General features: G+C 70.3%; 16 protein-coding genes and 3 pseudogenes. 13 read left to right on the top strand and 6 right to left on the bottom strand.

What is annotated here, in order from left to right; all coding sequences use genetic code 11:
* Positions 1–26: 26 nt before the first annotated feature.
* The 5 genes from AOK17_RS29225 to AOK17_RS29205 all read left to right on the top strand — a co-directional run bounded on the left by AOK17_RS29225 (position 27) and on the right by AOK17_RS29205 (position 12320).
* Positions 27–1223, top strand: coding sequence for a Kelch repeat-containing protein (locus AOK17_RS29225; RefSeq protein WP_055615565.1), 1197 nt, complete (start codon positions 27–29; stop codon positions 1221–1223).
* Positions 1220–4507 carry a hypothetical protein gene (locus tag AOK17_RS29220; RefSeq protein ID WP_055615564.1) on the top strand — a complete coding sequence of 1096 codons (3288 nt, stop codon included), beginning with the start codon at positions 1220–1222 and terminating at the stop codon, positions 4505–4507. Before AOK17_RS29225 ends, AOK17_RS29220 begins: the two co-directional genes overlap by 4 nt.
* Positions 4504–9783: a hypothetical protein gene (locus AOK17_RS29215; protein ID WP_055615563.1), complete on the top strand. Its 5280-nt coding sequence runs from the start codon at positions 4504–4506 to the stop codon at positions 9781–9783. Before AOK17_RS29220 ends, AOK17_RS29215 begins: the two co-directional genes overlap by 4 nt.
* A complete protein-coding gene (locus AOK17_RS29210; protein WP_055615562.1) occupies positions 9776–11659 on the top strand; it encodes a hypothetical protein in 1884 nt (627 codons plus the stop codon). Before AOK17_RS29215 ends, AOK17_RS29210 begins: the two co-directional genes overlap by 8 nt.
* A gap of 199 nt (positions 11660–11858) precedes the next feature.
* Positions 11859–12320, top strand: coding sequence for an NUDIX hydrolase (locus tag AOK17_RS29205; RefSeq protein ID WP_055615561.1), 462 nt, complete (start codon positions 11859–11861; stop codon positions 12318–12320).
* A gap of 187 nt (positions 12321–12507) precedes the next feature.
* Here AOK17_RS29205 and AOK17_RS29200 read toward each other — a convergent pair whose 3' ends face one another.
* Both AOK17_RS29200 and AOK17_RS29195 read right to left on the bottom strand, forming a co-directional pair.
* Positions 12508–13476: an alpha/beta hydrolase gene (locus AOK17_RS29200; RefSeq protein WP_055615560.1), complete on the bottom strand. Its 969-nt coding sequence runs from the start codon at positions 13474–13476 to the stop codon at positions 12508–12510.
* A gap of 109 nt (positions 13477–13585) precedes the next feature.
* Positions 13586–13903 carry a putative quinol monooxygenase gene (locus AOK17_RS29195; protein ID WP_055615569.1) on the bottom strand — a complete coding sequence of 106 codons (318 nt, stop codon included), beginning with the start codon at positions 13901–13903 and terminating at the stop codon, positions 13586–13588.
* A gap of 783 nt (positions 13904–14686) precedes the next feature.
* Between AOK17_RS29195 and AOK17_RS29190 the strand changes: the two genes are divergently transcribed.
* The 6 genes and pseudogenes from AOK17_RS29190 to AOK17_RS29170 all read left to right on the top strand — a co-directional run.
* Complete coding sequence (locus AOK17_RS29190; RefSeq protein ID WP_157881420.1) at positions 14687–15124, top strand: hypothetical protein; 438 nt, start codon at positions 14687–14689, stop codon at positions 15122–15124.
* Between the two features lie 353 nt (positions 15125–15477).
* Positions 15478–16062, top strand: coding sequence for a DinB family protein (locus tag AOK17_RS29185; protein WP_055615558.1), 585 nt, complete (start codon positions 15478–15480; stop codon positions 16060–16062).
* Between the two features lie 36 nt (positions 16063–16098).
* Positions 16099–16356, top strand: a pseudogene (locus tag AOK17_RS54055) (transposase); the annotation flags it as partial.
* A gap of 728 nt (positions 16357–17084) precedes the next feature.
* Entirely contained in the window at positions 17085–17879 is a 795-nt protein-coding gene (locus tag AOK17_RS29180) for an SDR family oxidoreductase (RefSeq protein ID WP_055615557.1), read from the top strand.
* A gap of 159 nt (positions 17880–18038) precedes the next feature.
* Positions 18039–18494 (top strand): SUKH-3 domain-containing protein, encoded by a 456-nt coding sequence (locus AOK17_RS29175; RefSeq protein WP_157881419.1) that lies wholly within the window; start codon positions 18039–18041, stop codon positions 18492–18494.
* Positions 18495–18506: 12 nt separating this feature from the next.
* A pseudogene (locus tag AOK17_RS29170) lies at positions 18507–19226 on the top strand (transposase); the annotation flags it as partial.
* Between the two features lie 35 nt (positions 19227–19261).
* Here AOK17_RS29170 and AOK17_RS48935 read toward each other — a convergent pair.
* A complete protein-coding gene (locus AOK17_RS48935; protein WP_079053337.1) occupies positions 19262–19639 on the bottom strand; it encodes a fic family toxin-antitoxin system, toxin component in 378 nt (125 codons plus the stop codon).
* Entirely contained in the window at positions 19639–19878 is a 240-nt protein-coding gene (locus AOK17_RS29160; protein ID WP_055615554.1) for a hypothetical protein, read from the bottom strand. Before AOK17_RS29160 ends, AOK17_RS48935 begins: the two co-directional genes overlap by 1 nt.
* Before the next feature lie 233 nt (positions 19879–20111).
* Between AOK17_RS29160 and AOK17_RS50235 the strand changes: the two are divergent.
* Together AOK17_RS50235 and AOK17_RS29150 are read left to right on the top strand one after the other, a co-directional pair.
* Positions 20112–20276 (top strand): annotated as a pseudogene (locus AOK17_RS50235) (IS701 family transposase); the annotation flags it as partial.
* A 499-nt stretch (positions 20277–20775) separates the two neighbouring features.
* A complete protein-coding gene (locus AOK17_RS29150; RefSeq protein ID WP_055615552.1) occupies positions 20776–23631 on the top strand; it encodes an FG-GAP-like repeat-containing protein in 2856 nt (951 codons plus the stop codon).
* A gap of 453 nt (positions 23632–24084) precedes the next feature.
* Here AOK17_RS29150 and AOK17_RS29145 read toward each other — a convergent pair whose 3' ends face one another.
* Both AOK17_RS29145 and AOK17_RS29140 read right to left on the bottom strand, forming a co-directional pair.
* Positions 24085–24726: a hypothetical protein gene (locus tag AOK17_RS29145; protein ID WP_055615551.1), complete on the bottom strand. Its 642-nt coding sequence runs from the start codon at positions 24724–24726 to the stop codon at positions 24085–24087.
* Between the two features lie 525 nt (positions 24727–25251).
* A partial coding sequence (locus tag AOK17_RS29140) for a PPOX class F420-dependent oxidoreductase (RefSeq protein ID WP_342671528.1) occupies positions 25252–25689 on the bottom strand: 438 nt, incomplete at its 5' end.

The following is a 25689-nucleotide window of genomic DNA, read 5'->3' as shown; positions in this document are numbered from 1 at the left end:
ATCGTCACAACGGAGGACCCGACACCATGACCACTCCCACCGTGGCAGCCACCGGGGCATGGACGGCCGCCGACGACCTGCCCACGCCCGCCGCCTGGTACGGGCAGCACGACGGTGCCGTACTGCTCGACGACGACAGCGTCCTGGTCACCGGCGGCGCGGACGCCGCCTCCGCGGCGCTGGACAGGACCGCCGTGTACGACCCGACGGCCAACGCCTGGCAGCCGGTCGACAGCCTCGGCACACCCCGGCAGTTGCACACGATCACCCGGCTGGCCAACGGCAAGGTGCTCGTCGTCGGCGGTCTGAGCGGTTCGTCGGCGGCCGGCACAGGCCTCAGGTCGGCCGAGCTGTACGACCCGCTCACGCACGCCTGGACCGCGACCGGCGGCCTGGCCACGCCCCGCTGGGGCCACAGCGCCGCACTGCTGCCGGACGGCTCGGTTCTGGTCGCCGGGGGCAGCGCGATTCGCTCCGGCCGGACGACGACCGCGCTGCGCTCGGCGGAACGGTACGACCCGGTGAGCGGCAGGTGGTCCCCGGCCAAGGACATGACCGACGCGCGGACCGGCCACACCGCGGTGCCGCTGGACGGGGGCGTGGTGCTGGTGGTCGGCGGTGTCGCGCCGGTGGGCACCGCCGACGACCCCGCGCTCGCCTTCTGCGAGTTGTACGGTCCGGAGGACCAATGGGTGCCGACCGGCAGCCTGTTACGGGCCCGCCGCCATCATCGGGCCACCCTGGTCTCCGACACCACCGTGCTGGTCACCGGCGGCACCGCGCCGGGATCGCCCGGCGCCGGTCCCTACGATCCGTTCAGTCAGCGCGGCGCGGAGCGCTACGACCTGGCCACCGGTGTGTGGACGGCGGTGACGGAGATGCCGTCCGGGCGGGCCTTCCACCGGGCGGTGCGCATCGGACCCGGACAGGTACTGGTGGCCGGCGGGGCGGCGAGCGACCGGGACGAGGCCGGATACCGCAGCACGGCGCTCCACACCACCGGCCAGAACAACACCGACGCGTGGGCGCCCGCCGCGGGTCTTGCGGTCGGCCGGTGGGCGTTCGCCGCCGTCACCCTGTCCGACGACCTCGTACTGGTCACCGGCGGGGTGGCCCGCTCCGGGCTGGCCGCCGCCGACCCGGCCGTCACCGAACTGACCACGGCCACCGAGCTGTTCGCCGTCGACGACGAGACGCTCCCCGTGGCCGGGAGCGGGTCATGACCGCGAACGCCTACTCCTTCCTGCCCTGGCTGCGGGCCGGCATCGCCACCCGGATCACCACCGATCCCGGAACCGCCGAACGCGCCAGCGTCCCCGTCACGCTCAGGGTGACCGGGGACGCCCTCACTCGCGGCACACTCGTCCAGGACGTGTTACGTGAGGTCCAGTTGTACGGTCCTGGGGACGTCGTCGGAGTGGATCCGCGGGCGATCTCGCGGACCGAGCCACGGCCTGGCGTCACCAACGTGGAGCCGAACTACCTGGCCCATATCGAGTTCTCCGACGAGGACTTCCTCTGGCGCTACAGCCCGGCGGCGTCCGGCAGCGGCACCAAGCGGCTGGCTCCCTGGCTGGCGCTGATCGTGCTCGCCGCCGCCGACCCGGGCGGCGGCGAGGCGGAGTTCGGCGAAGCCCCGGGCGGCGGCCCGCTGCCGGCCATCACCGTGACCGACCCGGCCCGCACTCTGCCACCACCCGACCAGCTCGGCGCCTGGGCGCACGTCCACGTCAACGGATCGCTGGACGACCCGGTCGCCTCGGACAGTACGGTCGCCGCGCTGGCCGCGCTGGGCGAGGTGCTGCGGACGAACGCGGACAACGCCTGCTCGCGGCTGATCTGCCCGCGCCGGCTGCGGCCGGACACCGCGTACGAGGCGTTCCTGGTACCGGCGTTCGAGACCGGGCGGCTGGCGGGGCTCGGACTGGACCCGGGGCTGTCGCCCGGCGCGCTGTACTCCAGCTGGGGACCGCCCTATCCGAACCGGCCCTCAGGGGGGCAGTTGCCCTACTACCACCGCTGGTCGTTCAGCACCGGGACGACCGGGGACTTCGAGTTCCTGGTCCGGCTGCTCCAGCCGCAGCGGCCGGACCCCCGTGTCGGGCGCCGCGACCTGGACGTACACCGGTCGCCCGGCCTCGGCCTGCCGGGGATCGAGACGCCGCCGGAACTGAACGGCGTACTGCCGCTGGGCGGCGCGCTGAAGGTGCCGGAGCTCCCCGGAGCCCCGGTGGACCCGGCGGAGAACTGGGACAACTTCCTCGACGTACCGCCGCCGGCGCCGCCCTACCCGCACCCGTTCGAGCAGGCGCTCGCCGACCTGGTCAATCTGGCCGACGACTACCAGGACCGCACACCGGCGCAGGCCCACGCCGCCGTGGCCCTGGTCGGCCCTGCGGCTGTGCTCGCCGACGCCACGGCAACCGCCGCGGCCCCAGGGCCGGACCGGGAGAAGCCGGCAGCCGACTGCGGGGCCGACCCGATCATCACCCCGCCGCTGTACGGGCGTTGGCACGCGCTCACCTCCCGGCTGCTCACCGAGCGGGACGGCACGCCGATACCGGCGCCGGCGAACCACAACTGGGTCCACCGGCTCAACCTGGACCCGCGGTTCCGGGTCGCCGCGAACCTCGGCGCGCAGGTCGTCCGCGCACGCGAGGAAGAGCTGATGGCCGCCGCCTGGGCACAGATCGGCGACGTACTGGTGGCCAACGGCCGGATCCGCGCCGCTCAGCTCGCCCGGGAGGTCGGGCACGTGCTGCAGACCAGACACCTCGACCCGCCGCAGGGCGGCAGTCCGGCAGCGCTGGCGGCAGCCCCCGTGGCCGCGTCCGGGCGGTCCCTCACCCTGACCGCGCCGACCCACTCCCGGCTGACCACCACCACCGCCGACGAGCCCGACACCCTCGCGGCCGGATTGTCCGTTGACCTCGCTTCGAAGGTCGCGGTCGGGTTCCGGGTGGCGACCAGTCAGGTCGCGGCCACGCCGGTGTCGCCGGCGATGCGGCGGAGCACCCGGCCCGGAGCGCGACTGATGCGGTCCCTGCGGTTCCCCGAGGACCGGCCGCCGGCAGCACTGCTGGCGCGGATGGACGCGGCGACCGACCCGGTCACCGCCGCCGTGGCCAAGGGGACTCCGGGAGCGCTGGTCACCCCCGCGCGTCTGCGAGCCGTCCTGCACCCGGGCGGGGGCAGCGGCGCCGACCCGGTCGAGGGCCTTCCGCGCAGCCCCGACTTCGTGCTCCGCGCGCTCGACGACCCGGTCGCCCCGCACCCCGGCGCGACGGACAGCGCCGAGGCGACTCGCTTCAAGACCGCGCTGCGCGAACTGCACCAGGGACTCGACACCGGGACGGCCGTCGGACAGGCCGGGTTGCGGCGGCGGCTCGGCGTGGTCTCCGCCACCACCGCGGTACTCGCCGGTCTGCGCGCCGACGCGACCGTACCGAAGACGCTGCTCGGCTCGGTCAGCCTGCCCGAGCGGCTGCGGCCGTTCGCCGCCGACTTCACCGAGGCGATGGCCTACCCGGTCTTCGACCTGCCGACGTACCAGCCGCTCCTCGACCTCTCGGTCGACGCCCTGGTGCCGAACCTGAACCTGCTCCCGGCGAACTCCATCACCCTGCTGGCGAACAACCGGGAGTTCATCGAGTCCTATCTGGTCGGGCTCAACCACGAGATGGCCCGCGAGCTGCTCTGGCGGGAGTACCCGACCGACCAACGGGGCACCCCGTTCCGGCAGTTCTGGGATCCGGCGGCCACGCTGCCCACGCCGGGCGAGACCCCGGAACAGCAACGCGAGCGGGGCTATGACGTGCCTCCCATCCACCGCTGGTCGCCGGACACACGGCTCGGCGACAACGACAACCGGCGGCCCGGCGGCGCGCCCCAGAACGGCCCGCGCCCGGACGACCTGGTCCTCGTCGTCCGCGGCGAGCTGCTGAAGAAGTACCCGACGGCGGCGATCTACGCGCACAAGGCGCAGTGGCCGCCCGGCCCCGACGGGCAGCCGGACCCCACCCAGCAGCGGGAGTTGGTCGAGCTGCCGCCGGACGGACCGCCGTCGCCGGAGCAGGTCCTGCTGCCCCTGTACGAGGCGAAGGTCGAGCCGGACATCTATCTGCTCGGGTTCGATCTGGACGCCGCGCGGGCGCTCGGCCACGCACCGGACGACGCCGGCTGGTTCTTCGTACTGAAGGAACGCCCCGGCGACCCGCGGTTCGGCGTCGACGACGGACCGCCGACCCACGTCGAGGTGTGGAACGACCTCACCTGGGACGACGTCGACCCGCACCGGCGGGGATTCCTGGAGCTGGATCCGGACATCACCGTCGCGCTGGCGGACTTCGACGGCTCCGAGGACGACCCGGAGAAGCAGGAACAGCGCGCCGAGGACGAGAACCTGCCGCTCTGGTTCGCGGGCCTCGGCTCCGCCGACCTGGCGTACATCCTCTTCCAGGTCCCGGTCCTGGTGGCCGTACACGCACAGGAGATGTTGCCGCGATGACCGCTCAGCTCAGTGACGACTTCCCGGTGCTGCTCGGCCCGGTCCGGATCGAGACCCGGTTCACCGCGACCGAGCTGCTCGTCAGGGTGTTCCCGGACGAGTGGCAGGTCGACAAGTTCGAATCGCGGCCCACCGACGCCGAGATGGCCGCGCTGGACGCGTACTGGACCGCCCGCTGGGCCGCGGGCGGCCGGGCGGACGCCCTCCGGGCCGCCTGGCAGGAACTGGTCGGGCGGATCCCGGCGGGCAGGGCCACCTGGCTCCTGAAGACCCGTACACCGGCCAACCCGGCCGAGGAGCCCGCAGGGGTGGCGGCCGGCACCACCGTGCTGGTCGTCCGCAGCACCGCGGCTCCGACCTCAGGCAACCGCCAGGCGGCGATCACGTACTGGACCGCGGTCTGGCGGGCGCACGGCGACCGGAGCCGGCTGCGGCAGGCGGACGCCGCGCTGCTCGCCGCCGTGGACACCGAACCCGCGAAGGCCATCCGGGGCCGCCGCCCGTCAGGCGTGGACGCCGCCGCGGTGAACCGGAGCGACGAGGTCACGGTCGTCTTCCTGGTGCTGCCGCCACCCGCTCCCGCCTCCCTGGCGCCCGAGTCGTGGACGCAGGCGGCCCGGGCCCGGCTGCTGCCCGACCGCTTCCGGGTACTGGGCTATGTCGGCGGTGAGCAGGTGCTGTCGGCGATCGGCGCCACGGTACCGGCCACCCTGCCGGTGAGCCCGGACCCGAGCGCCACCGACAAGATCAGCGTGAACGAGCAGACCGGGGCACTGCACGTACCGGACGAACTGCGCTGGCTGACCGACTTCGACCGCGCCGTCGCGGTCGGCATGGGGCTGCGGATCCCGCTCGACGACCGCACCCGCAACGGGCTGGACCGGCTGATCGTCCTCGGTCTGCGCGAGCAGTCCACTCCGCAGCAGGCCAGCGCCGACCTGGCCGCCCTGATCACCCGGCAGTTGCGCAGCCCGGACGGGTTCTGCCTGCTGCCGCAGGGCACACCCACGAACAACTCGGAGGAGACACCGGCCGGGCAGGACGCCGAGGAGGAGGCCGACGCGGCGCTGCGGAGCACGGACGCGGCGGCCTTCGCCGCGGCCACCGGCGACTGGACCACCCGTACCGACGGACAGCGGTTCGCCGAACTGCTCGGCCTCGACCCGGGCGTACTGGCCGGGATGCCCAACGCGGACGGCACCGACCAGCGCGACGCCCGCGCCGCGAACACCGCACTGTGGCCCGCCACTTGGGGATACTTCCTGCAGACCGCACTGCGTCCGGTCCTCGGCCCGGCCGCCGTCGAGGCGACCCGGGACTTCTTCCTCCGCTATGTCTCCGGCCGCGGCCCGCTGCCGGCCGTGAAGATCGGGCGGCAGCCGTACGGGATCCTGCCGACGACCGCGTTCTCCCGGCTCGCCTACCCGGCCTCCGCGACGCACCGCCGGGCGCTGCACCGGGTACTGACCGCCGCCGGTCAGGACTGGAGCGCGGCAGCGGAGCAGGTGCCGCGTCTGGGTGCTCCCGCGGACGATGGGCAGCCTGCGCCGGATCCGCACCAGCTGCTGCTGGACATTCTTGCCCTGCACCCGACGTCGGCCGAGTACCACCAGCGGTATGCGCAGAGCGTCGAGGACCTGTTCAACCGGGAGAACCTGGGCGGCCTCGGCGGGACCGTGCTGCCCGCGCTGGACCGGCTGAATCTGCCCGGGCCGGTGCGGGCGCTGCTCGACCGGTTCGGTGCCGCCACCGGGCCGGGGCGGGATCCGGACCTGCTGCGGCGGCTGTTCACGGACTTCCAGCAGCCGCTGCTGGCGCCGCTGGTCGACGACCGCCCGCTGTCGGAGACCGACCCCGTCCGGGACTACACCCCGGACGAGCGGAACTATCTGCGGTGGCTGGCCGACGCGGCCGGAACCGACCTCCACACGGTCCGGCTGGAGCTGGGCTTCACCCGTGACGTACGGCCGGCCGCACTGCTGTATCTGCTGCTGCGTCACGCCGTGCTGCTCGGCTGGGCGGACACCGCGCGCGGCCTCGTCGCCGCGACCGGCGGCGCAGGTCCGGCCGATCTGTCCACCGCGGACCCGGCGTTCATCCACGTCCGGATCCCGGCGCCCGGCCAGGTGCTGGAGAGCGAGAGCCGGTTCCGGCAGCTGTACTCCCCCGCCCCGGCCGTCACCGGGAGCCCCGAGCAGCTGCTGGTCGACTTCATCCCGGCGCTCCTCGACCAGAACGGGACCGGAGGCGGCCCGGCCACGACCGCGCTCGCCGAGCAGGTCGAGGCCCTGAAGCAACTGGCCGACCTGCCGACGGCCCGGCTGGAACGGGTGCTGGCCGAGCATCTCGACCTGGCCACCTACCGGCTCGACGCCTGGCGGCTGGGCCAGGCCACCGAGAGGCTGGCCGAGCTGCGGTTCGGCCCCGGCGGCACCGGGCCCGCCCGGCCGGGCCTGCATCTGGGCGCGTACGGCTGGCTGGAGGACGTCCGGCCGAGCACGGCCACACTCACCCCGGTCACGCTGACCGGTCCGCTCGCGACGGTCTTCGCCGGCAACTCGCCGCTGCTCCACGATCCCGGCAACGAGGGCTTCGTACACGCGCCGTCGCCCGGCCATGCCCGGACCGCGGCCGTGCTGCGGGCCGGGTACGCCGCCAACCGCACGCCCGACAACCCGGGCGCGTTCGCGGTGAACCTCAGCTCGGAGCGGGTCCGGGGCGCGCTGACCATCCTGGACGGGCTGCGGCAGGGCCAGTCGCTCGGCGCGCTGCTCGGCTACCGGTTCGAGCGCGGCCTGCACGACCGGCACGGCCAGGCCGAGGTGGACCAGTTCATCTCGGCGCTGCGCCTGCGGTTTCCACTGCTGGCCGGGAAGATTCCGCAGACCGCGGCCGATCCACAGGCCGAACCGGACGACATCGGGCAGGTCGAGGCCCGCAACGTCATCGACGGGCTCGCCCTGGTCCGGCACCTGACCCGCGAAGACGTGGAGCAGATCTACCCCTTCGACATCGACGGGCTGCCTCCGGCCGACTCGGGGCAGATCGAAGCCCTGACCGCCGAGGCGGCCCGGCTGCTCGACGACAACGACGCGGTCGCCGACCTCGCCGTCGCCGAGTCCGCCCACCAGGCCCTCGCCGGCAACGTCGAGCGTGCCTCGGCGACCCTGGACGCGTACGCCAAGGACGGTCTGCCGCCCGAGCCCGCCGTCGTCGAGACCCCACGCAGCGGGACCACACTGACCCACCGGTTCGGCCTGCGGTTGCGGACGGGACGGCACCCGGACCACGGGGACCCGCCGCGGGCGCAGGCCGAACCCGCCGTCGACGACTGGCTGTCGGACCTGCTCCCGTCGCCGCGGTCCGTGGCCGCGCGGGTCACCTGGACCGATCCGGTGAGCGGCGACGTCCGCCACCGGGATGTCACCCAGGACGACCTCGACCTCGCGCCGATCGACCTGCTGTGGGCGGTGCGGCCGGCCGGGGACGCCGCGATGACCGACCTGGACGACCGGATCATCGGCGCCGTCGTCGATGACGATGACGACGACGGACCGCGTCCGGACCGCGAGTTGACCATCCGCTACACCGAGCGGATCAACGACAGGATCACCTTCTTCGAGCTGTCCCCTCTGGTCGCCGCGCTCCGGACGCTGCTCACGACGGGCCGGCCGCTGCGCCCGACCGACCTGGTGCCGGCCGCCGGCACCGCCCCGGTGGACCGGACCGCCGACGACGCCGTGTCGCTGCCCCGGGAGCGGCCGGCTGCCGTCCGCTCCTCGCTCGTGGACCTGGCGGAGGACGTGGACGACTACCTGGAGGACCTGCGGCGGCTCTACCCCGCCGCGCCCGTGCCACCGCGCCGGGGCGACGTGCTGGACCGCATCGACACCTTGCTCAGCCGGTACGCCGGGCTGGTCTCCACCGCGGCGGGCTTCGGCATGGTCCGCAGCGGATGGGGCGAGCTGGCCGCCTGGCGCCGCGGCGTCTACACCGACGTACTCACTGCCGTGGCGGCCACCGCGGACCGGTTGACGCGGGCGCTCGCCGACGCCGACGCGATCCTGGCGCAGTACGACGCACTGCCCCGGTCCACCCCGAACGCCGAGCGGTACCGGATCCTCCGGCAGGCGGAGCGGCTGCTGACCACCACACCGGTCGCCGTGCCGCCGGATCCGCCGTCCAGGTTCCTGTCGGACCTGCAGTCCAAGCAGCGCGGCTTCGCCCGCCGTCTGGAAAACCTGCGGAAGCAGGCCCAGACGAAGGAAAGGTCGCTCAGCGGCCTGCTGGACGAGGTCTCCCGCCTGCTGCCGCTGACCGACATCGACCCGGTTGGGCTGGATCTGACCGACCCACAGGACCGGGTGGTCGCGTTCGGCCGTGAGCTGCTGGACCGCGCCGAAGCGCTGCGGAGCGAGATCACCGGCCGGCTGGCGGCCGGCGCCACCGCGCTCGCCGACTACGACAAGGCCGCCCCCGGACCGGACCAGGTCCGGTCCGCGACCGAGGCGCTGCGGGCGATGCTCGGCGCCGACGTTCTCGTCGTACCCGAGTACACACCGCCCGACGCCATCGCCGCCGACCTGCGCAAGGCATTCCGCGACAGCGAGGCACTGGTCGGGCACCTCACCCGGCCGCCGGTGGCACGGGACTTCCCGGTCGACGACTGGCTGCACGGGATCGCCCGGGTGCGCGACATGCCCCGGCTGTGGGAGCGGGCCGTGCTGCTCGCCGACGCACTCCGGGGCCGCGACGGGCTGCTCGACGGCGGGCCCGACGGTGACGATCCGCAACTGGTGCCCGTCCAGCTGCCGTACCACGAAGACGACCGCTGGCTGGGCATGGAGTTCGCCACGGGAACCACGATCACCGAGGACCGGCTGCTGTTCACCGCGCACTACGCGGACCAGCCGTCGTCGCGGAACGACCCGCAGTGCGGTGTGCTGTTCGACGAGTGGACCGAGGTGATCCCGGCGGACCGCGAGACCACCGGGATCGCGGTGCACGCCGACAGCCCGGACTCCGAACCACCGCAGGCGATGCTCCTGGTCAGCCCACCCGTACGGACCGGCACCTGGAACGTCGACGACCTCCTGGCCGCGGTCAACGAGACCTTCGACCTGGCACGGACCCGGCTCGTGGAACCGCACCAGCTGGACGGCAGCGGATACGCGCAACTGCTGCCGGCGACGCTGATGTCGGCGACCCGGCAGCCGATCACGATCAGCACCGATCTCGCTGTCGCCAACGAGCGCTGGAAGGCAGACCATGACTGAGACCCGCATCCAGGATCTTCCCGGCGCGATGAGCCGGCGCGACCATCCGACGGTCGGGGTGTGGAACCGGCTGGAGGGCCGCCCGCGCACCACCGACTTCGGCCGCGCGCTGCGGGTGGAGGTACGCGACCCGCTGTGGATGCTGGCCCGGCAGTGGCAGCTCGGCGAGTTCCGCGGCACGGACGGCGGGTCGCCGGTGACCGCGACGTACTCGGTCACCGCGAGCCCGCCGGGCCGGTTCCGGTCCGACACCGGCCCGGACGGAGCACCCGGACCGGCCGGGCCGCTGCCTCCCGACCGGCCGTTGGAGACGGTCGCGGAACGCCGGCCACTGCCGTTCGCCTTTGGCACCGAGCCGATCTCGTTCGACCTCCGGCTGGCGCTGGGCCGACGCTGGCTGAAACTGCTGGCCCGGTCGTCCGACCTGCGGTCACGGCGCTTCGGCGAGCGGTACGTCGAGTTGTACCCGATAGCTCTGCCCGACCCCACGAATCCGGCGGACTCCGCACGCGTCGCACATCCCGAGGTGTGGGCCGCCACCCAGGCGGTCGCCGGCCGACGGCTGGACGGATACCTGCTCTACCTGCACCTGAAGGGCGGCGGTCACGCGGCCGACGGCATCGACGCGCGCAGGCAGCGCGACGAGTTGAACGCGCTCGGCCCCCGGCTGACCGGCTGGTTCGACGACCTGATCGACCAGCCGTCCGGTGCCGACCCGCAACGGCCGGAGGGCGACTCGACCTGGGACCCGCGACGGCTGGAGCACCGCTTCTCGGTGTCCGCCGCCGTGCCGGCCGGAGGCGAGCGGGTCCTCACCGCTCCGGAGTACCCCGGCGGCGAGCTGGACTGGCACGCGTTCTCGGTCACCCCTGATGCCACCCTCGGCGGCACGGCCCCGGCACCCGCGCCGATAAACCGGACGGTCTTCCCCTCCCCGGTCCGCTTCTCCGGCATGCCGCTGCCCCGGTGGTGGGCGGTCGAGGACGGCCGTACGAACTTCGCGGCGGTCACCCCGGACAGTACCGACCTGGCCCGGCTCATCTTCCTGGAGTTCGCCCTCGTCTACAGCAACGACTGGTACCAGCTTCCCTGCGATCTGCCGGCCGGTACCTTCGCCTCGATCCAGGGCCTCGCGGTGACCGACGTCTTCGGGCAGCGCCGCTGGATCACCCCCGCCGACCGCGGCGGCGACGGGCGGAACCGCCAGCATTGGTCGATGTACACCCTCAACTCGCTCAACTCCCTCGGTTCGCCCGGTGACCAACCGGCCGACGACGCCGGTCTGTTGCTGCCGCCCGGTACGCCGAAGGTCGCGACCGGGCCGGCGTTGGAGGACGTCGTGCTGGTACGTGACGAGAGCGCGAACCTGGTCTGGGGAGTCGAGCAGACAGTGCGGCAGGCGACCGGCGAGGGCCGAAGCGGTGACGAGGCCGCGGCCGAGACGCTGGCCTTCCGCCGTCGGCTGCATCCCCCGGCCGCCCCGGACGACCCCCGCGCGCCCATCGCGTACCAGGTGATGAGTTCCGTCCCGGAGAACTGGATCCCCTTCATCCCGGTGCACGTCCCCGGTGACAACCGCGCCGTCCAGTTGCAGCGCGCCGCCATGCCGAGCGAGGTCGACGCCACGCCGGTCCGCCCCCGCACCGCCCTGCTGCGGGAGGGCCTGGACGCAGGGTGCCCGTACTTCGTCAACGAGGAGGAGGTACCGCGCTCCGGCACCCGCCTCACCGTCGCCTACAACCGGACCCGGACCAGGACCGGCCGCGTGGTTCTCTGGCTCAGCGTCCACCGCACCACCGGCCGCGGCGAACGCTCCAGCGGCCTGTCCTTCGACCTCCTCACCACCACCTCCTCCTCCGCCGAGCCGGGCACCTGACCGAACCACGGTCTTCGGCCCGTGGCGGAGCGACTCTGGATCAGCGTGTTCGTACTGACCGAGATCACGCCGCCTTACTTCCGGCTGGGCATCGACGCGGACAGCGTGAACACAGCCAAGCTGCTGAAGAAGAGGTGAGAAGCTCTTTCCGAGCCCGAACAGGCAGGCCGGAGTCCAAGCAGAGGCGGAACACAACATCGTGAAGGACTACGTGGCGGACCTGCGCAGGCTGGTCGGCACACGACCGCTGATCCTTCCCGGATCCTCAGTCGTGATCGTTGACGCCGACGACCGGGTTCTGCTCCTGGAGCGGGCCGACACCGGCGGCTGGGGTCTTCCAGGCGGAATCATGGAACCTGGGGAGTCCCTCGAGGAAACCGGTCGGCGCGAGGTCAAGGAAGAGACGGGTTTGGAAATCGGTGTCCTGGACTTCCTCGGTGTGTTCTCCGGACCGCAGTACTACTACCGCTATCCCAATGGTGACGAGGTCTTCAACGTGACTGCGGTCTACCTGGCCCGGATCCCGCAGAGCGCTGTCATCACCCTGGACACGGCGGAGAACAGCAGTTGGCGATTCTTCTGCCTCAAAGACATCCCCGACACGGTGATCGCACCGGAACGGCCCATCCTCGCGGAGTACGCCAAGGTGGCAGGACGGTAGGCCCTGCCCTGCTTGGTGCACAGCAACACCGGCGCCCTCCCCCGAACTTGAAGACGCGGTGGACCGTGCGAGAGACCCCGACCTGGCTGCTGAGCAGGTCGTAGCAGACAGGACAGGCGTCGGTGGCCTCCGGGGCGCCGGTGCATCTTGTGGAACGTGCGTGTGTTGTGTGAGTGCTCCGGTGGCGCTATGTCGCGGAGTCCGGCAGCAGGAGTCGGGCGAGCCACTCGGTGCGGGTCCGACGCGCCGTGGCCGAGATGCGCGCCTGCGGGTACAGGGCGTCGAAGCCGTGGAAGCCGCCCGCCCAGACGTGGAGTTCGGCCTGGCCGCCGGCCGCCCAGATGCGGGTGGCGTAGTCGGTGTCCTCGTCGCGGAAGACTTCGGCGGAGCCGGTGTCGATGTAGGTGGTCGGCAGGCCGGAGAGATCGTCGGCCAAGGCGGGTGAGACGTATGCGGGTACCTCGTCGTCGGTGAGGTCGCCGAGGACGGCACGCCATCCGAACTCGTTCATCTCGCGGGTCCACACTCCGGGGCCGCCGGCGTACTGGCGGCTGGAGGTGCTGGCGTTGCGGTGGTCGAGCATGGGGCAGATCAGCATCTGCGCGGCGATCGCCGGGGCGCCGAGATCGCGAGCCAGCAGGGTGACGCCGGCGGCGAGGCCGCCGCCCGCGCTGGCTCCCGCGACGACGATCCGGGCGGGGGCGATGCCCAGTTCGGCGGAGTGTTCGGCGACCCAGAGCAGTCCCTGGTAGCAGTCGTCCACCAGCGCGGTACCGGTGGCCTCGGGTGCGAGCCGGTAGTCCACGGAGACCACCACGGCGCCGAACTCGTCGAGCCACTCAAGCGGGATGTCGATCTGCGAGAAGCGGTCACCCATGACCATCCCGCCGCCGTGCATCCAGTAGACACAGGGGGCGCCGGTGGCGGGATCACTGTTCGCAGGGCTGAAGACCGACAAGGGGATCGGGACACCGTCCTTGGCGGGCACGGTGACTTCGCGCCGGTCGACCTGCCGGTGGGCGAGGAGGGGCTCGACGGGCGTCGACGGGAGCCGGCGCAGTTGCGCGAGTACGTCTGGGCTGAGCTGGGACATGAGGGGCATGTCGGCGAGCAGCTCATGCAGTTCGGAGTCCAAGGCGGGTCGTGCCGTGGTCATGGTCGCGGCCTTTCGTGGGGTGGTGGCGGACGGTCGGGTGAGGAGAGGGCCGGCTCGGGGGCGCCGAGGCAGCAGGGGCATGTGGATGGGGGGCGGGGTGATCGGCGTGTCAGAAGGCGGCCTTGCCGTGGACCGGGACGTAGTCGGTGTACTCGGACTCCTTGGCCAGCAGTCCGTCGATCTGCGCCACGATGGCCTGGGCGGCCTCCCCGGCGAAGATCCGGTGGTGGTCCTCCTCGCTGGTCCAACCCTCGGTGACGTGGACGATGTCGGGGCTGGACGCGGACCGGGAGACGAGGTAGACGACGCAGTGCTCGCTTGCGCCGGGGCTGCCCTCGTTCAGGCCGGTCAACAGCAGGTCGACCAGTTGGTCGCCCATTGCGGGCCTGGCGGTCAGGGTGGCGTTGAAGCCGTAGTTGGCGATCATGGCTACCTTCTTCTCGGTGAGGGAGTGCAGTGATTCCATTCAACCGAGCTGACCTGCGGAAACGTTAGAACGATGCTCGCTCGTACTTGCACGATCCTCGTGTGCACGGGAGATTGCGGCCTCGACTGGGACGGACGTGCACAGGATGAGCAGCCTGCATCCGTCCTGATGTCCACCGTGCCGACGATGGGCCGGCGGCGCGACAACGGCTCCGACACCGAATCAGAGTCTTGGCCGCCAGTAGGCCCAGTAGCCGGGGCCAGGTCGGCCGGCCGACCGGACACCGTCGTACTCAGAGACCCCGGGCCGGACCACCCGGCCGACCGCGGTCAGCAGTCCTGGTGCAATCTGTTTGCGGGCTGGATCCAGAAGGAAGCGCGGTGCGTCTCCAGAGGCACGGCCGTCGATTGGAGACACCCGGTGGATAGTGGTGAACGGGGTACAAGGCTCCGCCTGGCACGGCAGCGGTCCCGCCCGGATCGGGTCCGCGCTCGGGAATCTGCCCCGCAGCCCCAAGCAACTCGCTCGCGACTTCGCTCACTCGACTGGAACCGCATAGCGACGGTCGTAGGTGTCCTGGTCGGTATCGCGACTCTTGGCTTCACCGGATGGGCAACTCTCGTGCAGGCCAGGGTTGCTGAGGACCAGCTCGCCCAGTCAAGGGAAGCCGCAGAAGAGCAAGCTCGTGGTCAGGCCACTCGCACGGCAGCCTGGTTGGATCAGGGATCGGACGGGGCACCGCGGATTCACGTTGCGAACCGATCTCCTGACCCCGTTTCCGAGGTGCTGGTGGTCTTCGGTGTGCAAGGCGATACACCTGAAGACACCTTCGACGGGCAAGGGGTCACAATCCGCGACGTCACCGGCGGGGAACCCGGCTGGCTGATGTTGGGTAGCGGAGGAGTTCTCTTTGGATCCATCGGACCCTGCTCCGAGTTGGTCGTCGATGTCGACGCCCTCGACTACACAGGGCACTGGAACGGCGTTCTCAAGAAGCACAAATTGTCTCGTGAGGAACTGCGGTACCGGAATCCGCTGGTGTCCTTCACGGACTCGAGCGGCGTTTCCTGGTTGCGCAGCGAGAGCGACCTCATGAAGGTGCAGGACGGAGACGACGAAGTAGACCTCGCCTACTTCGGCATGCAAGACGCGGAGTTCATCGCTCCCCGGGTCCCTCCCGTGGCCCAGCAGGTGCCGTCCTGCGGTGCTCCCGGGGCCTAGGACGGCCCTGAGCCCTGCCATGGTGTGGGATCTGACGTAGGCCGTGTCGGTGTGCTCCACGATCGTGCGAACTCACCAGCACGCGGCTGGGACCCGCAAAAGCGGCATCGCCACTTGTTACGAGAGGACCGCGGCCATCCACCTGGCCGGACTCCACGTCGCGGGCGACTTTCTCCGGTGCGCCCGGCGATCCCAACGAAACCGCTTAGGGGTTGTCTCACGTGGCAAGTTTCGCGAGCTTCTTGTAGCAGGTCAGGGCGGCGGCCATGGCCGGGCCTCGGCTCTGCCAGTCGTTTTGCGGACCACGTACGGGATCTTGAGACCACCAGCAGCCCATGGCAGGCTCATGCCGCATGATCGACGAATTCGCGAAGGACAACCTGCACGGGAGACTGCGGCGGGACCGCGAGGCGCTGCTCTGGAAACTCGACGGCTTGTCCGAATACGACGCCCGCCGACCTTTGACAGCAACCGGGACCAACCTCCTCGGCCTGGTCAAACACGTGGCCACCGTCGAGGCCAGGTACTTCGGCGAGGTATTCGACCGCCCTTCCCCGGAACCGCTGCCCCGGTGGCAGGACCACAACGGCAACGACCTGTGGGCGGCCGAGGACGAAACCCGCGATCAGATCATCGCGTTCTACCGGCGCACGTGGGAACACTCGGACGCGACGATCAACGAGCTTCCCCTCGACGCCCCCGGCCACGTGCCGTGGTGGCCGGAGCCTTATCCCAACACGAACCTGTTCGCCATCATGGTCCATGTCCTCAGCGAGTCCATCCGGCATACCGGGCACGCCGATATCCTGCGTGAGGGCCTCGACGGCCGGACCGGTGTGCGCGCCGAACACGAGCTGCAGATCGACGAGGAAGCCCGTGCGGCCTACTGCGCGAAGATCGAGCAGGCCGCCAGGTCGGCCGCACCAATCAAGGCTTAGAGATTGCCTCACGTGACTTGATGTTCATGCGGCACGATGCCAGTCCTGGGTGCTGAACCATCGAAGCGTCTGGGTCCTGATGAACTCTGGGAGCCGGCCACCCCGTTGCTGCCGTCGTTCGCTGCTCGCCCGCAAGGTGCTGGGACCGCTCCGTATGACGAGCGGGCCGTGTTCACGGCAGCGGTGTACGCGCTGACGAGCGGCTGCGCCTGGAGGCATCTGCCGCCGCCGTTCGGCACGTCGCACGCCACCGCGCACCGCCGATTCACGGTATGGACCGAGGCCGGCCCGTGGCGTCGGCTGCACCGGGCGGTGCTGGACGAACTCGGGGCCCGGGACGAGGCGGACTGGACCACGGCGGCGCCGGCCCGTCGAACTCCGCACGGACAAGGAGCGGGTCGTTGCACGGTCTTGCCCACGTCGTGGCGGGTGGCGGGTCGCCGTCGAGCCAAGTGGTCTTCCAGGTCCGGGAGTTGAGGGTTTCGGTGCGCGGGCCGGGCAGTGCAGGCGCGGGCGGAGGTTCCGAAACCCCGGGCAACATCTTGGGCGTTCCAACTGCAGGGCCGTCACAGAAAACCGGAGGTCAAAGAACAAGCCCAGGGTCTGTCGCGAAAGTTGATCTTGATCGTTGATGATCATGTCCTGTGGGACGTGAGGATCTGACCAACGGCCAGTGGGCCCGACTTGAGCCGCGGTTGCCGCGAGGCATCAAGTCGGGCCGTCCGCCGAACCGGGCTTGCGATCATCGCACTTGCTGACCCCTCGATGACACCCCGGACTACACCGGTTGCAGGGAGCGGGTCGCGCCCTGCTGAGGGCCAAGGGCCGCTGACTCACCATCACGAGCAGGTGTTCGTCGGCTCCCTGCGTGGTGACCGGCTCGGCGGGCGCGTCGTACGGGCGAGGGTAGGGGCTGATCCGCTTGCTTGGAGTGCACTCCACGGCCATAGCGTCGAGACAGCTGAACCGAACACCCGACGCGTCGACACGTCATCCCGCACGACCAACGAGAAAGACGGCGAGTGGTAGTCAACCAATTCACAACGCATGCAGAACTCTTCGATCTGCGTGGAAAGCGCGCGCTCGTCACCGGTGGCACCAGAGGCATCGGGATGATGATCGCGCGTGGCCTTCTCCAGGCGGGCGTCCGCGTGGTCATCAGCTCACGCAACGCAGAAGCGTGCGCTCAGGCGCAGGAACAGCTGTCCGCATTCGGTGAGGTGCGGGCCATCCCCGCCGACCTGTCCCGCCACGACGAGTGTCGGCGACTGTCCGACCTCGTCACCGCCGACTCGGAGCGTCTCGACATCCTCGTCAACAACGCGGGCGCCCTGTGGGACGAGCCGCTGGAGACGTTCCCGGACGAGGCCTGGGACACGGTCGTCGACCTCAACCTGAAGTCGCCGTTCTGGCTGGTCCAAGCGCTGCTGCCCGCACTTCGCAAGGCGGGCACCGCCGACGATCCCGCGCGGATCATCAACATCGGCAGCATCGCCGCCATCCACATCCCCCAGCGGCCCAACTACTCGTACTCCAGCAGCAAGGCCGCACTGCATCAACTCACCAGAGTGCTCGCCAAGGAACTAGGACCGCAGCACGTCACCGTGAACGCCGTGGCGCCGGGACCGTTCCCGTCGACGATGATGGCTGCAACCCTCGATGAGTTCGGCGAGGCGATCGCGGCGTCCGCCCCACTACGCCGGATCGGCCGCGACGACGACATGGCGGGTGTCACCGTGTTCCTCGCCAGCCGGGCAGGCGCATACCTGACGGGCGCCGTGATCCCCGTCGACGGCGGCATCGCCACAACCGCGTAGGCCACCTAAGGGCTGTCCCGTAAACGATCTTCGTGTCCTTCGGAACCAATAACCCTGTCCGCTGGTGGGGATGTGCGGCAGACTGGGGCAACACACATAGGCCGAGTGGGAGGGCGCATAGAACACATTAGTGAGTCGATGATGGCTTGCAGTCCGTCGGTGTTGGACGCGCTTGGTGCTGCTGGGTGGACAGCAGGTCGCGAGATCGCCATTACGGACTGGACGTGGCTGCTGACGGGTGCCGGGTTCGAACTCAACGACGTGGCGGTAGCGGTCTGGGCCGAGTTCGGCGAGCTGATGATCAGGAGCTCTCCGTCCCGTGTCCCCGGTTCGCGCTTGTACATGGACCCCGTTGACGCCTGCATCGACGCCGCCACGGAAGCGGCCACGCTGGAGCGGCAGTACGGAGAGAACTACAGTCCTCTGGGCATGTGGTCGAGCCAGTTCCCTGCGTACATTGCAGCCAGCGGTCGCGTCATCGCCGTGGGGCCGAACTGCCTCTGGCCGCTGGGTTCTACCTTCATGGAGGCGTTGGCCTATGTGGTGGACGGCGATGGCGGCGGCAGCCGTACGCAAGAGGCGGACTGGCTTGCCAACTGCCTGCCCGGCAGGTGAGACGATCTTGCTGTGGCTGGTGTGATCACAGCATCGGAGCCCTCGTGGACAGCCCCGTTCACCGGCCTGAGCCCACGGCAGTTCGCCAAGTTACTCACTACACTGCGGCGCGAGGGCGCAGACCCGGTCCGTAAGGGCAGGCCCTGGAGCCTGCAGCTGGAGGACCGGGGGCTGCTGGTCACCGCGTACTGGCGCACGAACCTGACGCTGCGACAGCCGGCGCTACTGTTCGGCGTCTCGAAGTCCGCGGCCGACCACATCATCGGCCACCTGGGGCCGACGCTCGCGCTGCAGCCCCGTAGGCGGTTCGCTCAGGACACTGTGCTGATCGTGGACGGCACCCTGGTGCCCACGCGTGACCATACGGTTGCCGAGCAGTCCAAGAACTATCGGTACTCGACGAACCACCAGGTCGTCATCGACGCCGACTCCCGGCTCGTCGTCGCGGTCGGCCGGCCACTGCCGGGCAACCGCAACGACTGCAAGGCGTGGGAGCTGTCCGGAGCGAAGGACGCCGTCGGCACAACCACTGTGATTGCCGACGGCGGCTACCGGGGCACCGGCCTGATCATCCCGCACCGCCGCGAACCCGGCCAGACCGAACTCCCGGCCTGGAAAGAGGAACACAACGCGTCCCACCGCAAGGTCCGCGCCCGCGTCGAGCACGCCTTTGCACGGATGAAGACCTGGAAGATCCTCCGCGACTGTCGTCTCAGAGGCGACGGCATCCACCGCCCCAGTCCGTCGCACCGGCGAGGCAGGTCCGATCAGGTGGCCTGGGGCCAGGTGCGCAGCAGGGCGGCGATCCTGGCGGCAGTGCAGGCGGGATCGCGCAGCGCGTCGCGGAGGGCGACCGCGTTCTCACGAGTGGGCTTGACCGGAATCCCGGAAGCCTCCAGGTACATCACGCCCGTCGCGGCGGCCACAGCCATGTTGGAGTGCTCCAGCCAACGGCAGCGCCCGAGGATGTGCACCAGCGCGGCGGCGCGGGCGTAGGGGCCGTCGTAGACAGGTGTTTCGAGCAGTTCGGCCCGGTGACAGGCGACCGCAGCCACGGGCACCCCGTAGTCGTCGGGGGCGGGATCCGCCGCACCCGCCACTTCCGCAACCTGCAGGATCCAGGGGACGTCGATGTACAGGTCCATCAGGCGGCGTGAGCCCCCGAGGAGCGACGGTCGGCGTCTTCGGCATCGTCGAAGACCGCCTGGTGCTCGTCGAGGAAGCGCCTCGCCGCGTCCACGCCTCGTTGACGCAGCCCGCCGACGTCTTCTCGCACGAGAGCAGCGATGTAGTCGCCGACGCTCATGCCGCGATCCTTGGCCCGGGCCGTAGCCAGCTCCGCGATCTCGTCGTCGACGCGCCAGCCCCTCTGTGACTTCGCCATACTCCGATGGTAACAGCTGGTACCAGAGGGCGACGGGCCTTCGCACGCCAGCATTTATCTTGTCGGCGTGCTTCGGAAAGCGTTCACGTGTACGTCGCCACCACTCGCAGCCCCGACAGGTCTCCCCCGCCCAGCCGAGAGTGATGTCCCGCAGAGCGGCCAGCTCGGTGTCGACTCCCAGTACGACTCCGTCAGGTCTGTCTCACGGTCCTGTTTGGGAGCATGTTGGGCATGTGGACGCACATGAAGTGAACCGTGCTCGGGCGACGTTGGCGTTGTTCGTGGCTGACGTGTTCTCGTCGGTGCCGCTCAAGGATCAGCGGTCGAAGGGCGGCTGCTGTCTGCGGGGACTGATGCTGGACGGACGGCGGAAGCCGATCCAGCCGCTCGCGGAACGGCCGATACGGGGCCTGATCGCGCACCGCGCGGACCCCGGCCCCGCCGAGCGCCGCGCGCTCATCGCCGATCCGGACCCGGAGGTGCGCACGAAGGTGGCGAGCCGTGCGGACCTGGGACCGACCGAGCGCCGCGTGCTCACGACGGACTCTCCGTCTTCGCCGACCACGAGGACCCTGAGGTCCGGGCTCTGGCCGGACGCGGCCCCGAAACCGAGCCGACAGCCGTGGAGCGGCCCACCCGGGACCCGGACCCTGCCGTGAGGGCTGCGGCGACGCGTCACCCGAATCTTCCGCCGCCCCGGCCGGCGGTACTCCTCGACGACGAGGAACTGGCCCACGCCGCGGCCGCGAACGCGGCGTTGAACTCCGACGCGATCTGCCGGCCACCAAGACCGGTTGGCCGACGGGCAAGTCCGCCGGCGTAGAGGAAGCCGCCAATTGCCCCTGGCCCGAAGGTATTTCGTTGAATCGTCACAGGAGATCGTCATAGTTTCTTCACATGAATCTCTCCGCCGTCGTCAGGGCTCTGCTGCTGCCGCTGATCGCTGGCGCCGCACTGGTGTCACCGGCACCCGCGACAGCAGCGCCCGTCATCACCGCGCAGCCACCTCAACTGCCCAGCCAGTCGACCCTGTTCGCCTCGAACACGACCATCGGCGGCCGCACCTACACATGCTTCCGGATCCCCTCGGTGGTCCGCACCGGCAACAAGACGCTGCTTGCCTTCGCCGAAGCCCGACTGAGCGGCGGCGCGTGCAATGACAGAAAGGAGATGGACATCGTGAGCCGGGCGTCGACCGACGGCGGCGCCACCTGGAGCGCGCCGAAGATCATCGCCCGCAGTCTGTCCAGCGACCCCGCAAACCTGGGCGTGCCGGCGATCAACGCCCAGCCCACACCGATCGTCGACGCCACATACGAGAACCCGAACCCGGCCGTCGAGGGCCAGGTGGTACTGCTCTACAGCGTGCGGCTGCTCACCAACGGAGACACCGAAGGCCCGGACGGGCAGCAGAACCGTATCCAGACGTTCGCCATGTACAGCCGTGACGACGGCCAGACCTGGATCAACCGGACTGACATCACCAGCCAGGTGAACCCCAGGCAGGCCAACCAGCCCGCCAGCGAGCAGCAGGGCATGCGCTTCCTCCAGCCCGGCCCAGGACACGGCATCCAGTTGCGTCCAGGTGGCGCCAACGGGAACCGGCTGGTGGCGCCCGCGTACCAGAACGGCCAGACAAATGCCGACGGAACGTGGAACGACGACGGCCACCACGCCTCCGCCATCTACACCGACAACCACGGAGCGAGCTGGCACCGCGGCGCCATCACCACCAACACCGATATCTTGTGGTCGGGCGAGGCCAGCATCACGCAACTGGCCGACGACTCTCTCTACATGACCTCCCGCAACAACACGGATGAACTCGACAGCAACGCCGCTGCCATCTCGGGCGCCAACCGGAACAAGGCCATCAGCACCAGCGGCGGCGAGGACTGGCGCCCGGCGACCGCGGCCAACCTGCCCGGCTCGCGGATCTTCGCCCCGGTACTGTCCCTCAACAGCGTCCCGCGCGGTGACAGTTTCAACCAGCTGGTGATCACCGAGCCCGTCTACCACGACTCCGCTTTCCCGCAGCGGCATGGCACCCTCAAGCTCCGTTCCTCCTTCGACAACGGCGCCACCTGGCAGACGCCCGCCCAGGGCCTGACCATCGCCAAGGCGGGCGCCGGCTACTCCGACCTCACCCGCACCGAGTCCGGCGGTCTCGGAGTGATCTACGAGGCCGGGCCCGCTCCGAAGGACAACCCCAACGGCACGTACGACCTCACCTCGGTCCGCTTCACCATCGTCTCCGCCGGCCAGACCGTTCTCACCGGACCGGTGACCGGTTCCCGTACCCCGAACACCGTCGGGGACGCGGCCACCCTGCGCGGCCGTGCCCGCCTGACCGCCGGCAGGTTCGGCCGCGCGGTGACGCTGGACCCTGCGACCTCCGCCGGCTTTGTCGACGTCGCGCCGAGCCCCGTGTACGCCACCAAGCTCTCCGGGGACTTCACGGCCACCGCCGACTTCAAGTACAACTCCACCACCGGGCTGCGGGCCATCCTCTGGGGCTTCGGCGTCGGCGCGGGGCTGCCGCAGATGTGGATCCGGGGGGAACCCGAGCAGAACCGGATCGTGGCCAACATCACCACGGCGTCCGGCAGCAAGGCGGTGGAATCCACGTCGAGCTACAACGACAACGCCTGGCACCACGTGGCCCTGGTACGCGCCGGCCAAGAGCTGAGCCTGTGGATCGACGGCGCGAAGGTCGACACCGACACCGCGCCGAGCGGCGCGATCTCGCCGGCCCACCCCCAGCCGCTCGAGGTCGGCAACCGGGTGGACGGCGCGCAGCCCTTCTCGGGTTCGATCGACCGCGTGATGCTCTACGGCAGGGCGCTGAGCACCCAGGAGATCTCCTCCGCGGCGACCGCTGACACGTACTCCGGTACCGACCTGCTGCTCGGCCTGCCCTTCAACACCGGCGAGGCCGACACCCGCTCCTGGGACGACACCGACGGCGACGGCCAGATGGACGTCTTCAACCGCCTGAGCGACGGCAGGATCTGGTACTTCGCGGGCTTCGGCGACGCCACCACCGGTGAACGGCACCTGGAGAACGCCACCCTGATCGGCGGCACCTTCGGCTCGACCTTCCACCCGGCCCGCGGCGACTTCAACAACGACGGCATCGGCGACCTCATCGCCATCAACGACCAGGGCCAGCTGAACTTCTGGCTGGGGCAGGGCGACGGCATCCTGGCCGCCCCCACGGTCCTGATGTCCGGCACCTCGTTCAGCACCGTCAAGGCGGTCTCCGGCGGCGACTTCAACGCCGACGGCCTCACCGACATCGTCGGCCTCGGCTTCGACGGCAGCCTGTGGTGGTGGCCCGGAAACGGCGACCGTACCTTCGGCGCCCGCCAGAACCTGTCCGGCGCGTCCTTCTCCGCCTACTCCGGCGTCCCCACCGGTGACTTCGACGACGACGGCAACACCGATGTCGCCGCCGTCGACTCCAACGGCACCCTCTGGTGGTGGAAGGGCGACGGCAATGGCGGCCTGGCCGCTGCCGCCCAGCAGCTGGCATCCGGCACGTCCTTCGCCGGCTACAGCCGCTTCTTCACGGGCGACGTGAACTCCGACGGCCACACCGACTTCGCGGCCGTCAACTCCTCCGGAGCCGCCCGCTGGTGGCCCGGCGACGGCACCGGCCACGTTTCCACCACCGCCAACACGCTCACCGTCCTCTCCCCCGTTCCCGGAACAACCCCTGCCCTCTTGAACGGAGGCGTCTACACCTTCTGACCTGCCCGTTCCCGCCACACGATCTGCTCCGGCCCCGGCTCCCACCCCCACCTCGGGGTGGGAGCCGGGCACCTTGAGACAACACGGTCCCCTTCCGGCGGACGTCCGGCCCCGGCCCCGCCCTCGACAATCGCGCGGTGCGCTACGCGGGCACCGGATCGGCCGGGCGGCGAGTCCTCGTCGTACAACACCGCTTGGTGGTTTTCATCGGCATGGTGGTTGTGTGGACCCACATGAAGTGAACCGTGCTCGGACGATGGCGGCGCACGCTTCGACAATTGCCGCCATCCCCGCGATCGTCGCCCTGTCCCGCAGGGCCCGCCGACCCGTCGTGCACACGCGCCTGCGGGGACGCACTCAAGATGTCGGGGAGGCCGTCACCATTGATCCGGACGCATGAATCGCTCAGGGTCGGTGACGGAGAGAGCGCGCCGAACGACGCCACAACGCATGTCAACTGTCCGATCGCCCCGCGCCGTTGTCGCCTCGATTGCGCCAGAAGGCAGGGCACTCCGTCTTTGCTGCCGCAGGTAGATCCTTGTCGATCCGGCTGCGGAAGGATGCCAGGGTCCGTGATGTCCCGGCCCCGTCGACCCGGAAGATGTCGGCCGGCTCGTCGGGACGGTCCACGACAACCACCAGCAGGTGTTCCCCCGTGGAGTAAGCAGGCTCGCCCTTCCACTTGCCGCTCATGGTGGTGAACTGGATCTGCCGCTGAGAGCCCTGCTTCGGCTTGATCCAGTCCGTGACGGTGAGCGTGACCTTCACGGCGTCGGCCTGTTCGGGGTGCTCCTGGATCACCGCGATGTCTCCTTCGACGATCTTCGGCGAGCAGGCAATCCATTCCAGCTCGGTCAGAGCCTGTCCCTGATCCTGCCGGGAACCGTCCGAACCATCATCAGCAAGCCCGTACGCAAGGAGAACCAGGCCGACGGCCGCAGCAGCGACCAAGGAACCGGCAATCGTGCCGGGACGCTTCATCCAGACGCGGCGCGGACCCTGCCCAGAGCCGCTCCCGCCGCCTTCGGCCGCTTCACCGATCATGCCGAGGGCCGGCCGCAACTGATACTCCTCCGGGCCGGTCAACCGGGCCACCTCAGATCACCTCAACCTGGCGCAGCCGCGCCCGCGTTGTTGTTCGAATCGATTCCAATTCGTACGCCACCGCAGGACGAGAAGGTGCCGTCCCTCGGAGTGTTCCACAGGCGGCTGAGACCAGCGTTCGGCCAGGCGTCGACGCAGCCCGGCGTCTCTGTTCTGTGACCAATGCCAGTCACTGGCCACACGGGGGAGGCGGCAACGGTGAGCCAGGCCAGGGCTTCACGCAACTTCGGTCGCGTCGAGTCAGCCCGCTCCTCAAGCGACTTGAGCCTGACCCGCGCTGCACACCGTCGTCCGACGCATCCCATGGCACACCGCCCAGGCAGGCGGAGAGCAGGGGCGCGGAATCCAGCTGTCCCGTCCACTGAGCGGCCGGGACAATGGCAAGTGTCTGCTGCCGGCTCCTGTCCCAGGGGTCCTCCTCGTCACCAGGTGGCCCGTTCGGCCAAGTGCAGCGCGCCTCCGCAATGTGAGGGCGCCCTGCCGTGGACGCAGACCTTGTCGTGAGGTGTGCGCTGATCATGTACTGATCGCGATGGCGACGAGTCGGCGTTCGCGGCGCAGGATCCGGTCGACCAGGTGCACCAGGCGGTACATGAAGAATCGTCGCTGCATCATTTCCTGGACACGGGCGGTCTCCGCGGGATCCAAGAGCCGCGCGGTGGCCGAGACGGTGGGTGCGTCGGCAGGAACGGTGCCCTTCATGTCGCAGGGGGCGATGGTCACCTGTGGGTTGCCGCGGATCCGCTTGGCCTTTCCGGTGTCCGGCGGCGTCAGGGCGTAGAGGGTTCCGTCGTGCACGAGACTGCCGACGGGCGTGGGAACCGGCTGTCCGTTGCGACGGAAGGTGGTCAAGCTGACGTGCTTGCCCTTGCCGATGAGGTCGAGAGCCTGGTGGAAATCACTGCGAGGGGCGGACATGGAGGTCTCCGAAGCTAGTGGGCACGCCGGCCGGCG

Source organism: Streptomyces phaeochromogenes (assembly GCF_001418655.1).
Classification (GTDB): Bacteria; Actinomycetota; Actinomycetes; order Streptomycetales; family Streptomycetaceae; genus Streptomyces; species Streptomyces phaeochromogenes.
This window is presented reverse-complemented; position numbering and strand designations above follow the sequence as displayed.